Here is a 13,018-nt window from a genome sequence, read left to right as displayed (position 1 = left end):
TAAATATTAAGAGTGATTAATATGAGTGACATTTTGACATCGAATCATAATTGGCAATGAATTTGACCCGTTCAAGCTGTATTAAAATGCATAAAAATGAGCAATAAGAAAAAAGATATAAAAGAAGAGCAACAGGATCAGCCTGTGAAAGATCAAGTGGAGGATATTTTGGACGAAGCCATAGACGAGGTAGAAAAGGAAAAAGAAGAAAGTGGGAATGAAGATAATGGATTTGAGCTTACTGAGGAAGAAAAGCTAAAAGAGGATCTTCAGAAGGAAAAAGATAAATTTCTACGACTTTTTGCGGAGTTTGAAAATTACAAAAGAAGAACTTCAAAAGAACGTTTAGAGTTATTTAAAACTGCCAACCAGGAAGTAATGGCAGCCATGTTGCCAGTATTGGACGATTTTGACAGGGCTTTAAATGAAATCAGAAAATCTGGCGATGAAAATTTAGTGCACGGCGTTGAGCTTATTCACAATAAATTTAAAGAAACGCTTACCAGTAAAGGCCTTGAGGCAATGAATGTGAAAGAAGGCGATACTTTTGATTCTGAAATTCACGAAGCCATTACCCAAATACCTGCACCTAAAGATAAGCTTAAAGGCAAGATAGTTGATGTAGTAGAGCGAGGATACAAATTAGGGGAGCGAATTATTCGATTTCCTAAAGTAGTAACCGGCAAATAAAAGCTTTTTTAGAATTCGCAAAACGAGACCATGAAAGAAGATTATTACGACATATTAGGCATAAGTAAAGGTGCTTCAACCGCAGAAATAAAGAAAGCATACCGAAAAATGGCCATTAAGTATCACCCAGATAAAAATCCGGGAGACACTGAGGCTGAAGAAAAGTTTAAAAAATCGGCTGAAGCTTACGAAGTACTTAGCAATGAAGACAAACGAGCCCGTTACGACAGGTTTGGTCACCAGGCATTTGAAGGTGGCGCCGGTGGCGGTGGCGGCTTCGGCGGAATGGATATGGACGATATATTCAGCCAGTTTGGAGACATCTTTGGCGGAGGTGGTTTCAGCGGTGGCGGAGGCTTCTCTGGTTTTGGTGGCGGTTTTGGCGGTGGCCAAAGACGTGCAAAAGGAAGCAACCTTAGAATTAGGGTGAGTCTTACTTTAGAAGAAATTGCTAATGGTGCCGAGAAAAAGATTAAAGTAAAAAGAAAAGTTCAGGCACCCGGTACTACTTATAAAACATGTACTACGTGTAAAGGTACCGGGCAGGTAACTAGAGTTACCAATACTATTCTAGGAAGAATGCAAACCGCATCTCCCTGTACTGCGTGTAGTGGTTCTGGACAGATTATAGATCAAAGACCGCCAGAGGCAGATGCTCACGGATTGGTGCAAAAGGAAGAAACTGTTTCTATTAAAATTCCTTCGGGAGTAGAAGATGGAATGCAGTTAAAGGTTGCCGGTAAAGGGAACGATGCGCCAGGAAATGGTGTTCCCGGGGATTTGCTGGTAGCTATAGAAGAAAAAGAGCACCACAGCCTGCAACGCGAAGGAGACAATCTGCATTACGATTTGTATATCAGTTTATCTGAAGCGGTATTAGGTTCTTCAAGAGAAATAGATACCGTTACCGGTAAAGTGAGAATAAAGGTTGAAGAAGGAGTACAATCTGGAAAGATTCTTAGACTTAGAGGAAAAGGAATTGGTAATCTTAATGGTTACGGAAAAGGAGATCTACTGGTTCATGTAAACGTTTGGACTCCAAAAACTTTGAATAAAGAACAACGCGATTTCTTTGAAAGAATGGCTGAAGACGAGAACTTCCAGCCGAATCCCGAGAAAAGCGATAAATCATTCTTTGAAAAAGTTAAAGATATGTTTTCTTAGAACCCCGGTTTTAAGAAAAAATTTATATATTTGATTATCACTAAGTCTTTTAGTGACAATTTTTCTTTTTCATAGCAATTTTTTTCCCATCCTTAATTTATTAAGGATGGGTTTTGTTTTTTAGGACATTTGAGAAATTATTTTTTCTTTATTACAAAACATCTCTGAAGCTATTTCAATATATTTACTCATTTATGGAAAATTAAATTGTTTCAGGAAATATAGATTTCTAGGCTAATACCTTGTGGGTTTATCTCAAGGAGTCTTATTTATACCAATTCTTTATATGGAAAACCTCTTAGTAGCAGAAAATATCTACAAGCAATTCGGCAATTTTACTGCACTAAATAATGTGTCTATCGCAATTCCCCGCGGAAGTATATTTGGTCTCTTAGGGCCTAACGGGGCTGGTAAAACCACTTTACTTCGTATTATAAACCAAATTACTATGCCAGATAAAGGCCAGGTTTATCTTGATGGCAAGCCTTTACACCCAGATGATATTGCGCATATTGGTTATCTCCCGGAAGAGCGCGGACTTTATAAGTCTATGAAAGTTGGAGAGCAGGCACTCTACCTGGCTCGGTTAAAAGGACTTTCAAAAACCGAAGCTAAAGAACGCCTGGAATACTGGTTTAAAAAATTACAAATAGAAGGTTGGTGGGATAAAAAGATCCAGGAACTTTCTAAAGGGATGGCTCAAAAAATTCAATTTATTATTACGGTTTTGCATAGACCTAAATTGCTGATTTTTGATGAACCTTTCAGCGGATTTGATCCTGTAAACGCTGGTTTAATTAAGAATGAGATCCTTCAGCTTAAAGAAGAAGGGGCAACGATCCTTTTTTCAACTCACCGTATGGAAAGTGTAGAGGAGTTATGCGATTATATGGCTTTAATTCATCTATCTAATAAATTATTAGATGGTAAAGTTGCAGAAATAAAAAGAGAATATAAATCTAACACTTATGAAGTTGGCCTGGATACAGAAAATGATGCCGCGCTAATTGCAGAGTTAAAAGAGAAATTTGTGATTGGTAACACTAATTTTAAAAGTATAAACGACGATCTAAAACTAACTATTCAGCTTAAAGATGGAGAAACGCCAAACCAGCTTTTAGATTACCTTTTAGGTAAAGCCAGGATAAATCATTTTGTAGAAGTTATTCCTTCAGTAAACGATATTTTCATAAAAACCGTCACTCAAAATGCGTAATCTAAAGCTTATAATTCAGCGGGAATATTTAGCGCGGGTAAGGAATAAAACCTTCGTTATTATGACTTTTTTGAGTCCGCTAATTCTGGTAGGAATGTTTGCGCTAATTGCATATTTAAGTATGCTGAATAGCAGTGAGCAACGTATTATTGGGTTGTTTGATGAAACTGAAATGTTTGCTTCAGAATTTAAGGACCAGGAACAGGTTCAATACTTAGACCTTTCGGGAAAGTCTCTTGAAGAAGCAAAACAAATGGTAAATGAGCAGGATTATTACGGACTCATTTATATACCTGAAAATATTGACAGAGATCTGAAAGGGGTTCAATTCTTTGGAAAAGAATCACCCGGTTTGGGAACTATTCAGGCTATTGAAAAAACCATTGCCGATAGACTTACCCGGGAAGAACTTATTGAGCGCGGGATTGACGTAAATCAATTAAATGAGGCCAAAACCGAAGTGAGAATTGAAATTCAAAATTTCTCTGGAGAGCGTACTTCTAAAATGTCCAACTACATAAAAATGTTCTTTGGTGGCGCTGCGGGCTATTTGCTTATGATGTTTATTATTATTTACGGCAATATGGTAATGCGCAGTGTGATTGAAGAAAAAACGAACAGGATTATTGAAATAATCGTTTCTTCAGTAAAGCCTATTACACTTATGATGGGTAAAGTACTGGGAACATCTTTGGCCGGAATCACACAATTTACAATTTGGGTTCTTTTGGCAGGCGTATTGGCTATGACTTCGTTTTACGTTCTGGGTATCGATATTTTTACAGTTCAGAAATCACAATTAGAAACTGTTGAGGAAATAGCGCAACCAGAAATTGCTCAATTGGTGATGGATGTTCTTAATTTACCAATTCTAAGCCTGATTATATTTTTCTTAATTTATTTTATTGGGGGCTATTTTTTGTATAGTGCTATTTATGCGGCAATTGGTGCTGCAGTAGATAGTGAAACCGATACCCAGCAATTCATGTTTCCGGTAATTCTGCCTTTAATGTTAGGAATTTACGTAGGATTCTTTTCGGTTATAGAAAATCCGCATGGTACTGTTTCCACTATTTTTTCTATGGTACCACTTACTTCACCAATAGTTATGCTAATGCGTATTCCATTTGGGGTGCCTTGGTGGGAACTAGTTATTTCAATAGCACTTTTAATTATCACTAATTTTGCAGTTATTTGGGTAGCGGCTAAGATATACAGAGTGGGAATTCTTATGTACGGTAAAAAAGCCAGTTACAAGGAATTATTTAAATGGCTTAAATATTAGAAGATGCAAGAACAAGAGGGTTTTGAAGCTACAGAAGCTATTAAAGAGGTAGTAGAGGAAGATATTTGGGGTGGCATCGTTGATTTTTGGAATCTTATTCTTTTTAAATATGAAGTTAGCGGTACGCCAATAGAAATTACTGTAGGTTTAATTTTATTGGTGGTTTTCGCTTTTGTGATTACCAGTATTATACTTCGTGTAATTAGATCTTTCATTACCGGTAAACTGGCGGAAGGGGACAAGCATAAGTTTATAAGCGTCTTTAAGTTTATAAAATATTTTGTCTATTTGGTGGTGATCCTTATCACATTAAGCTCTGCCGGAATAAATATTACCATACTTTTAACAGCTTCGGCTGCCCTTTTTGTAGGTATAGGTTTAGCTTTACAAGAGTTTTTTCAAGATATTCTTGGAGGGATTTTTATTATTTTAGATAAATCCCTTTTAGTGGGAGACGTGATAGAAATGGACGGTAGAGTGGGACGTGTTTTTCAAATAAAGCTTCGAACTACCCGCGCTTTAACAAGAGATGATAAGGTGATGATTATTCCTAATCATAAGTTTATGAGCGATGTGATCTACAATTATACCCAAAACCATGCAACCACCCGGGAAGGAGTTCAAGTTGGTGTAGCCTATGGAAGTGATACCCAAAAAGTAAAAGATGTTTTGCTGGAATGTGCGAGTGCAAATAAAAATATTGTGAAAAGCCCTGAAGCTTTTGTTCTATTTGATGATTTCGGAGATTCAGCATTGGTTTTTTCATTACATTTTTATGTAGTTGATAGTTTTGTAGATCCAAAAATAAAGAGTGAACTTAGATTTAAAATAGATGAAGAATTCAGGAAAAATAATATCACCATCCCTTTTCCACAGCGGGATGTGCATTTTTATCCTACTCAAAATTTATCTAAAAATGAATAAGACCTTTAAATTTATAGCTTTCCTTTTGCTGGGAGCTGTAACTTTTCCGGTAACGGCCCAATCTACAGATTTAGCCCGAATAGAATATACCTATTTCCCCCAATCAGATTCCGATAATTCATTTCGTAGGTTTAGGACTTTTGTGAATTTGCCCATTAAACTAAATAAAAATGGTGCATATCTAATTCCGGGAGTAGAATACAGGAACGTGAATTTTAAATATGAAAATAATGAAGCTTTTTCAACCAATAACCTGGACCGGTTTCAATCATTTACAGGAAAAGTAGGTTATACTTTTAAAATGAACGAATTATGGCGCTTTGGAGCAGAAACAGGAGTGAAAGTTGCCTCTAATTTTGCTACCAATGAGTTGGTAAAAGACGATTTTATTTACACAGGATCTGTTTATTTTATAAAAATTAAGGAAGATGAGCGTTACATAGAACCCTGGAGACTTATTTTGGGATTAAGCTATTCTACGACTACCGGTTTTCCGTTTCCACTACCTGTAATAAATTATTACAAACGTTTTGATGAAAAATGGTCTTACGGTTTAGGGATACCAAAAACCAATCTTAAATATTATTTTAACGACAAACACCAGGTTCAGGGTTTTGTAACTTTAGATGGTTTTTTTGCTAATATCCAACAAAATTTTAATCCTTATCCTCAAACAAATCCAGGTGCAGACCGGCTTGCCGAAAGTATGTCTATGACTATAGTATTAAGTGGTTTAGGGTATCAATATAATTTTACCGATTATATATCATTCTATGCTTATGCCGGTTATACAGTTATGAACGATATTCGATTAAGGGATAAAGATAGGGAAGACCTGTATACAATAGACGAAAACAATACATTCTACGCCCGTGGGGGCTTAAAATTTAGTATTTTATAATATGGCACATATTTTATTAATTGAAGATGAAGCAGCAATTAGAAGGGTTTTAGTAAAAATCCTTACTGAAGAAAGCGATAATTATGAAGTTGAAGAAGCAGCAGATGGACTTGAAGGAATTGAAAAGGTAAAAGACCAGGATTTTGATCTTGTACTTTGTGACATTAAAATGCCCAAAATGGATGGGGTCGAAGTCCTGGAAGCTATAATGAAAATAAAGCCTGAAATTCCGGTAGTAATGATTTCCGGTCACGGCGATCTTGATACTGCTGTAAACACCATGAAACTGGGAGCTTTTGATTATATCGCAAAACCGCCAGATCTTAACCGCCTGCTCAATACTGTTCGAAATGCGCTAGACCGAAAAGAACTCGTCGTGGAAAATACACGGCTTAAGAAAAAAGTTAGTAAGAATTTTGAAATGATCGGTGAATCAGATGGTATTCAGCGAATCAAAGAACTTATTGAAAAAGTTGCTCCAACAGATGCTCGAGTACTGATTACCGGTCAAAATGGTACAGGAAAAGAACTCGTAGCGCACTGGATACACCAAAAAAGCGACCGGTCTAAAGGGCCAATGGTAGAGGTGAACTGCGCCGCTATTCCTTCAGAATTAATAGAAAGTGAACTTTTTGGCCACGTAAAAGGAGCTTTTACCTCGGCGAATAAAGACCGCGCTGGTAAGTTTGAAGTTGCCAATGGAGGTACAATTTTTCTTGACGAAATTGGTGATATGAGTCTTTCGGCCCAGGCAAAAGTTTTGCGTGCGCTTCAGGAGAATAAAATCTCTCGTGTTGGTAGCGGTAAAGATATTAAGGTAGATGTAAGGGTTGTGGCTGCAACCAATAAAGATCTAAAAAAGGAAATTGAAGAGAAGAAATTTAGGGAGGACCTTTATCACAGGCTCGCGGTAATTTTAATTGAAGTACCATCGCTAAACGAGCGTCGTGAAGATATCCCGCTTTTAATCGATTATTTTAGTGAAAAGATTTCTTCGGAACACGGTTCGGGGAAAAAAGAATTTACCAAAGATGCCTTAAACACCCTTAAAGATTATGACTGGCGCGGAAACATACGTGAACTTCGTAATGTAGTGGAACGCCTTATTATACTTGGTGGTGATACAATTTCTGAAGAAGATGTAAAACTCTTTGGAAGTAAATTTTAGAAAGAAATTAGTTAGTTTTTCTTGGCGGCGGATTATACCTTAAAAAGTACATAGTATCGCCGCTTGGGTGTTGCCATTCGTGAAACAACTCAAAGCCAAAACGCTGATAAACCAATGCATTTTTACGCATTCTTGTTTCAGCATACAATGGGATTTGATATTCAGTTGCTTGCCTGTAAAATTCGTCTTTCATTTCCTTTCCCACCTGGGTGTCGGCACCACGGGATTCGGCTAAAATTCCCCAGAACCAGCAGTAAAGATATTCACTGTTTTGCGGGCGTTGTTTCTTAATGTAATTCTGGTTTTTTACAATACGGTAAGCATTTTTTATCCCCGTAACATTTAAAACCAAACCTATTTGTGTCCAGATATCTTTCAGGAAATTATCTTCTTTCTTGCTGGTTTTAAATAGAATAGCAATTCCCATACGGTTTTCAGAGATAATAAGCGCATCTTTTTCAATGGCTTTTTCTACCATATGCGTAGCAAGATATTCAAAACGTTTGTGACGGTTTCCTCCCTTTTTTACAATATCCATAGAGGATGGGATTTCCTTTAAAAGACTGGTAACCTTGGTAATAATCTCTTCTTTCTCTGCTTTGTCCAAACTGCTATAATTTAGCGGCGAAGATATAAAATTAATCTTTTTTTGGGTTGAATGTATGTCGATTAAAATTCATCAAACTAAAATACTTTTCAGGCATATTCTTTGTTATCAAACTGGTAACTTATAAATATTTCCTGAAAAGTTTGAAAAACAAGTAAGCATTCAGATCGAAGCTTCTGCAGGAATATTTATTTTCGCATCTAAGAGTTAAAATATCAAATCCTATTTCCCCGATGAAACAATACATTTTAGCCATTTTTTGCCTGGTCTTTATAGTAGATCTTAACGCTCAGGCTCCTGAAACACAAGAAGATTCTCTTAAAATTCGAGAACTGTATTCTGCAGCCCTGGTGAATGGTAAAGCCTACGATTGGCTGGACCATCTTTCAAATAAAATTGGAGGTAGATTGTCCGGTTCTTTAAATGCGCAAAAGGCGGTAGAATACACCAAAGAACAGCTAGAAGAATTAGGCCTTGACAAAGTTTGGTTACAACCGGTAATGGTGCCCAAATGGACTCGTGGAGCCCGCGAGCATGCTTTTATCCAAACCGGACCTGGAATGACTACCGAAGTTAATATAACTGCCTTAGGTGGCTCGGTAGCAACTCCTATCAGCGGTTTAAAAGCCCAGGTTTTAGAAGTACAGGGAATTGAGGACCTGGAAAATTATAAAGATGAAATAAAAGGTAAAATTGTTTTTTATAATCGCCCTATGAATCCTGAACTTATTCAAACCTTCGCAGCTTACGGCGGTTGTGTAGATCAGCGTTATTCTGGTGCTGAAGCGGCCGCTAAATATGGAGCTGCCGGCGTAATTGTTCGTTCATTAAGTCATAAAATTGATGATAATCCGCATACGGGTTCTATGAGTTATGGAGAATTACCGGATAGTCAAAGAATTCCTGCTGCGGCAATAAGCACTAAAGATGCCGAATATCTTTCCGGAATTTTAAAACTGAAAAAAGATCTGGAATTTTATTATAAATTAAGTTCAGAAAATCACGGCGAGGTACAATCTTACAACGTAATAGGTGAAATAACCGGGAGCGAATTTCCTGAAGAAATTATGGTAGTTGGCGGACATTTAGATTCCTGGGATTTAGGAGATGGTTCTCACGATGACGGTGCCGGGGTGGTGCAATCTATGGAAGTTTTGCGTTTGTTTAAAGAAACCGGTTACCAGCCTAAAAGAACCATTAGAGTTGTGCTTTTTATGAATGAAGAAAACGGTTTACGCGGCGGTAATAAATATGCTGATGTAGCTCATGCTAAAAATGAAAATCACATTTTTGCTTTAGAGAGTGATGCCGGTGGATTTACTCCCCGCGGATTTTCTTTTGATGCCGATGATGCTCAATTCGCCCAAATTGAAAGTTGGAAATCACTTTTTGAACCTTATCTAATTCATTATTTTGGAAGAGGTGGTAGCGGTGCAGATATTGGTCCGTTAAAGAAGGGAGATATTGTTCTTGCCGGTTTAAGACCAGATTCCCAAAGATACTTTGATCATCACCACGCTGCAACTGATACTTTTGAACACGTAAACAAGCGTGAGCTAGAACTTGGAGCCGCCACAATGACTTCATTAATCTATTTGGTAGATAAGTACGGTATGAAGCGAATTAATCTTGAAAAAGATCAAAAACTTTAGATTTAAAATTTAATTATTCTTTATCGCAATTTAAATTTTAGAGCAGCAAAATCCTATTATCTTTGCCGCCTAAATTTATGTTTTGCAGCTAAGCGCCTACACTAAAGAATTCAGCAAAAATTTAAATATTGCCTTTCCCGTAATGCTCGGCCAGTTGGGCCATGTTATGGTTGGATTGGTGGATAATTTAATGATTGGGCAATTGGGGCCTGCACCACTCGCTGCGGTTTCTTTGGGGAATTCCCTGGTATTTATAGCACTTTCGCTGGGCATTGGTTTTTCTTTTGCAATTACACCTTTAATTGCCGAAGCCGATGGTGCAAAGGATATCAATAAAGGCCGAAGCTATTTTCACCACGGCGTTATTTTATGCACCATAAATGGGGTTGTTCTTTTTCTCACCTTATTGATTGCAAAACCGGTTTTATATTATTTAGATCAACCGCCGGAAGTTGTGGAGCTTGCCATTCCCTATCTAAATATTGTGGCTTTTTCGATGATTCCGTTAATGATTTTCCAGGCTTTTAAGCAATTCGCTGACGGACTTTCGCAAACAAAATATGCCATGTATGCCACTTTAATCGCGAACGTGGTGAACGTGATTTTTAATTACCTTCTCATCTACGGAATCTGGATCTTCCCAAGATTAGAGTTGGAGGGCGCTGCCATAGGGACATTGATTTCCCGCTTCTTTATGCTTTGGTTTGTTTGGGAAATCTTAAGGCGTAAAAAGAAATTCGCCGAATACTTTAAGTGGGGTAAAAAGGAATCTTTGAATTCCGATGTATTTAAAAGACTATTAAATCTTGGTTTCCCAACGGCGCTGCAAATGTTGTTTGAAGTAGGGATTTTTACCGCTACAGTATTTCTTGCCGGGTTATTGGGAACAAACCCGCAGGCGGCAAACCAAATTGCTTTGAACCTTGCCTCAATGACTTTTATGATCGCGGTTGGCCTTGGAGTTACCGCTACAATTCGGGTAGGAAATCAAAAAGGCCTGGCGAACTTTAAAGATTTAAGACGAATCGCATTTTCAACATTTCTACTGGTGTTTCTAATTGAAGCCGTATTTGCTTTAGGCTTTATTCTGTTAAAAGATTGGTTGCCTACTTTTTATATAGATAATGCTGAGGTAATTCTATTGGCTGCACAATTGTTAGTGGTTGCTGCTTTATTTCAGCTTAGCGATGGTTTGCAGGTGGTTATACTGGGAGCTTTAAGAGGACTTCAGGATGTGAAAATCCCTACGGTAATTTGTTTTATTTCCTACTGGATTATTGGCTTCCCCGTTTCCTGGTATTTTGGAAAAGCCGAAAACCTGGGAAGTATGGGAATTTGGCTTGGACTCCTTGCCGGGCTCTCTGTTTCGGCATTAATGTTGTACATTCGATTTAACTATTTAACAAAAAAACTTATTTTGCAAGAATCAAGTCTTGTTCAATCAAAAATTTAATTATGGATTTCCCTAAATTTCTTCTCGGTGATAATACCGATTATCCCACTGCTATTTTTGTAGTGCATACCGAATTTCCGCGTTTTATAATCAACCTTGAAAATGATGAAGTAGAATGGCTGGAAGAATTTGATCAGCACGATGAAGAAGAACTCGAAAATGAAACAGAAGGCCTTATTAAAGAAGCTTCAGAATTCTACGATAGGGAAATAGCCAGATACGAGGAAGATTAATGGAAAGATTAATAGAGTTAGATCACAAATTATTTCTTTGGCTAAATAACCTGGGAAACGAATCCTGGGATTGGCTTTGGTTGCTCATAACCGATAAATGGACGGCAATCCCTTTATACGCCTTGCTTTTATTCCTGATTTTTAAGAAATTTGGTTGGAAATCAAGCCTGGTGACGGTTGTTTTTATAACCTTATTGATCACCGCTACAGACCAGTTGGGAAATGTTTTCAAAGATGCTTTTGAACGTTTAAGGCCCTGCCGGCAGGAAGGGATAATGGAATATGCTCGTTTTGTCGCAGTTCGTTGCGGCTCTTACGGGTTCTTTTCTGCGCACGCTTCCAATTCAATGGGCGTGGCAATTTTTCTTGGGTTATTATTTAGAAAAGTATTTCCAAAGATGATATTCTGGCTAATTGCCTGGGCATTATTAGTGGCTTATAGCCGGGTTTATCTTGGTGTGCATTATCCCGGAGATATAATTGTTGGAATGCTAATTGGAGGACTTATAGGTTTTATTTTCTACAAACTTCACGAATTGGCGCAGCAAAAAATATTTAAGAAGGATTAATCCAGCTTATCAAACTTTTCAATTAACAGATCGGCTGCGGCAAAAGCGGTAATCTTATTGTTTTCGATAGCTTTCAGCTGAACTTCCAATTCTTTTTTCATCATAGAATTTTGATAAAATCGGTTTTTAAGATGCTCGTTTATAGTTTGTAAAAGCCAGAATTTATTTTGCTCTTTTCGGTTTTGCTGAAAATGTCCATTGGCCTTCACTATCTCCTGAAATTCAGAAATAAGTTCCCAAACACTATCTATTCCGGTTTGATTTAGAGCGCTACTAAGGGCAACTTTTGGTTTCCAGCCACTTTCTTTTGAAGGGTAAAGTTGAAGCGCACGATTAAATTCCAGTTTGGCCTCTCTCGCAGCTTTAATATTATCGCCATCGGCCTTATTAATCACAATGGCATCGGCCATTTCTATAATTCCGCGTTTTATTCCTTGCAGTTCGTCTCCGGCTCCGGCCAGTTTCAGCAATAAAAAGAAATCGGTCATACTGTGTACGGTGGTTTCACTTTGGCCAACGCCTACGGTTTCAATAAGTACCACATCAAATCCCGCAGCTTCACATAGAATAATACTCTCGCGGGTTTTTTTGGCAACGCCACCAAGAGAAGAACCCGAAGCCGAGGGACGTATAAAAGCATTTTCTTCTTTTACCAGGTTTTCCATCCTTGTTTTATCGCCTAAAATACTTCCGTGGGAAACACTACTACTGGGGTCTACCGCAAGAACCGCCACCTTTTTACCCTGCTGAATTAAATAAGAGCCAAAACTTTCTATAAAAGTACTTTTTCCAACTCCTGGCACGCCGGTAATTCCGATTCTAATTGATTTTTGGGAATAGGGCAGGGCGCCCTCCAAAAGTTGTTGAGCTTTTTGCCTATGTGAGAATTGATTACTTTCTACTAAAGTAATTGCACGGCTCAACGCAGTTTTATTGCCATCGAGTAATTGTTGAAGCAGGTCTTGTTCTAAAAACTTACTCTTGCGGGAAGCTCTAATTTTTTGAGCCGAATTCGGATTTACATTACTGGAAGCCGGCTTACTACCAGATTCATTTAATGCCGATTGGTGGTCTTTCTTGCTCAAACTATACTTATTTATGACAAATTTATGAATTCGATTTTTGTGAGCCTTGTTTTTGCTTGGTATATTCAAGC

General features: G+C 37.7%; 13 protein-coding genes. 11 read left to right on the top strand and 2 right to left on the bottom strand.

Going from position 1 to position 13,018, the window contains the following annotated elements:
• Window positions 1-96: 96 nt before the first annotated feature.
• From LB465_RS08140 to LB465_RS08110, 7 genes are all read left to right on the top strand, one after another.
• Entirely contained in the window at window positions 97-690 is a 594-nt protein-coding gene (locus LB465_RS08140) for a nucleotide exchange factor GrpE (protein WP_224469100.1), read from the top strand.
• Between the two features lie 30 nt (window positions 691-720).
• Window positions 721-1,854, top strand: a complete 1,134-nt coding sequence (gene dnaJ / locus LB465_RS08135) for a molecular chaperone DnaJ (RefSeq protein WP_224469098.1) — start codon at window positions 721-723, stop codon at window positions 1,852-1,854.
• Between the two features lie 286 nt (window positions 1,855-2,140).
• Complete coding sequence (locus LB465_RS08130) at window positions 2,141-3,070, top strand: ABC transporter ATP-binding protein (RefSeq protein WP_224469094.1); 930 nt, start codon at window positions 2,141-2,143, stop codon at window positions 3,068-3,070.
• Window positions 3,063-4,355: an ABC transporter permease gene (locus LB465_RS08125; RefSeq protein ID WP_224469092.1), complete on the top strand. Its 1,293-nt coding sequence runs from the start codon at window positions 3,063-3,065 to the stop codon at window positions 4,353-4,355. The genes LB465_RS08130 and LB465_RS08125 overlap by 8 nt, the downstream gene beginning before the upstream one ends.
• A gap of 3 nt (window positions 4,356-4,358) precedes the next feature.
• Window positions 4,359-5,279 carry a mechanosensitive ion channel family protein gene (locus tag LB465_RS08120; RefSeq protein WP_224469089.1) on the top strand — a complete coding sequence of 307 codons (921 nt, stop codon included), beginning with the start codon at window positions 4,359-4,361 and terminating at the stop codon, window positions 5,277-5,279.
• The gene (locus LB465_RS08115) at window positions 5,272-6,180 is read left to right on the top strand and encodes a DUF6268 family outer membrane beta-barrel protein (protein ID WP_224469087.1); all 909 of its coding nucleotides are present in this window, start codon (window positions 5,272-5,274) and stop codon (window positions 6,178-6,180) included. The genes LB465_RS08120 and LB465_RS08115 overlap by 8 nt, the downstream gene beginning before the upstream one ends.
• A 1-nt stretch (window position 6,181) precedes the next feature.
• Window positions 6,182-7,348: a sigma-54-dependent transcriptional regulator gene (locus LB465_RS08110; protein ID WP_224469084.1), complete on the top strand. Its 1,167-nt coding sequence runs from the start codon at window positions 6,182-6,184 to the stop codon at window positions 7,346-7,348.
• Window positions 7,349-7,355: 7 nt separating this feature from the next.
• Here LB465_RS08110 and LB465_RS08105 read toward each other — a convergent pair whose 3' ends face one another.
• Window positions 7,356-7,955, bottom strand: coding sequence for a hypothetical protein (locus LB465_RS08105; protein WP_224469082.1), 600 nt, complete (start codon window positions 7,953-7,955; stop codon window positions 7,356-7,358).
• Between the two features lie 233 nt (window positions 7,956-8,188).
• Here LB465_RS08105 and LB465_RS08100 point away from each other — a divergent pair, with 233 nt between their 5' ends.
• The 4 genes from LB465_RS08100 (at window position 8,189) to LB465_RS08085 (ending at window position 11,862) form a co-directional block, all read left to right on the top strand.
• Window positions 8,189-9,607: a M20/M25/M40 family metallo-hydrolase gene (locus LB465_RS08100; protein ID WP_224469079.1), complete on the top strand. Its 1,419-nt coding sequence runs from the start codon at window positions 8,189-8,191 to the stop codon at window positions 9,605-9,607.
• Window positions 9,608-9,689: 82 nt separating this feature from the next.
• Window positions 9,690-11,060, top strand: a complete 1,371-nt coding sequence (locus tag LB465_RS08095) for an MATE family efflux transporter (RefSeq protein ID WP_224469076.1) — start codon at window positions 9,690-9,692, stop codon at window positions 11,058-11,060.
• A gap of 2 nt (window positions 11,061-11,062) precedes the next feature.
• A complete protein-coding gene (locus LB465_RS08090; protein WP_224469074.1) occupies window positions 11,063-11,293 on the top strand; it encodes a hypothetical protein in 231 nt (76 codons plus the stop codon).
• Entirely contained in the window at window positions 11,293-11,862 is a 570-nt protein-coding gene (locus LB465_RS08085; protein WP_224469072.1) for a phosphatase PAP2 family protein, read from the top strand. The genes LB465_RS08090 and LB465_RS08085 overlap by 1 nt, the downstream gene beginning before the upstream one ends.
• Here LB465_RS08085 and meaB read toward each other — a convergent pair.
• On the bottom strand, window positions 11,859-12,947 hold the full coding sequence (gene meaB, locus LB465_RS08080) for a methylmalonyl Co-A mutase-associated GTPase MeaB (RefSeq protein WP_224469069.1): 1,089 nt from the start codon (window positions 12,945-12,947) through the stop codon (window positions 11,859-11,861). The genes LB465_RS08085 and meaB overlap by 4 nt on opposite strands.
• Between the last annotated feature and the right edge of the window lie 71 nt (window positions 12,948-13,018).

The sequence above is a fragment of the Salegentibacter lacus genome (assembly GCF_020164555.1).
GTDB lineage: Bacteria > Bacteroidota > Bacteroidia > Flavobacteriales > Flavobacteriaceae > Salegentibacter > Salegentibacter lacus.
Note: the sequence above shows the minus strand (reverse complement) of the source record. Positions and strands in the feature narration are given on the sequence as shown.

Excerpts from the sequence above, each read along its gene's own strand:
- LB465_RS08140 (WP_224469100.1), top strand. The coding sequence starts at position 97 with ATGAGCAATAAGAAAAAAGATATAAAAGAAGAGCAACAGGATCAGCCT.
- dnaJ (WP_224469098.1), top strand. The coding sequence starts at position 721 with ATGAAAGAAGATTATTACGACATATTAGGCATAAGTAAAGGTGCTTCA.
- LB465_RS08130 (WP_224469094.1), top strand. The coding sequence starts at position 2,141 with ATGGAAAACCTCTTAGTAGCAGAAAATATCTACAAGCAATTCGGCAAT.
- LB465_RS08125 (WP_224469092.1), top strand. The coding sequence starts at position 3,063 with ATGCGTAATCTAAAGCTTATAATTCAGCGGGAATATTTAGCGCGGGTA.
- LB465_RS08120 (WP_224469089.1), top strand. The coding sequence starts at position 4,359 with ATGCAAGAACAAGAGGGTTTTGAAGCTACAGAAGCTATTAAAGAGGTA.
- LB465_RS08115 (WP_224469087.1), top strand. The coding sequence starts at position 5,272 with ATGAATAAGACCTTTAAATTTATAGCTTTCCTTTTGCTGGGAGCTGTA.
- LB465_RS08110 (WP_224469084.1), top strand. The coding sequence starts at position 6,182 with ATGGCACATATTTTATTAATTGAAGATGAAGCAGCAATTAGAAGGGTT.
- LB465_RS08100 (WP_224469079.1), top strand. The coding sequence starts at position 8,189 with ATGAAACAATACATTTTAGCCATTTTTTGCCTGGTCTTTATAGTAGAT.
- LB465_RS08090 (WP_224469074.1), top strand. The coding sequence starts at position 11,063 with ATGGATTTCCCTAAATTTCTTCTCGGTGATAATACCGATTATCCCACT.
- LB465_RS08085 (WP_224469072.1), top strand. The coding sequence starts at position 11,293 with ATGGAAAGATTAATAGAGTTAGATCACAAATTATTTCTTTGGCTAAAT.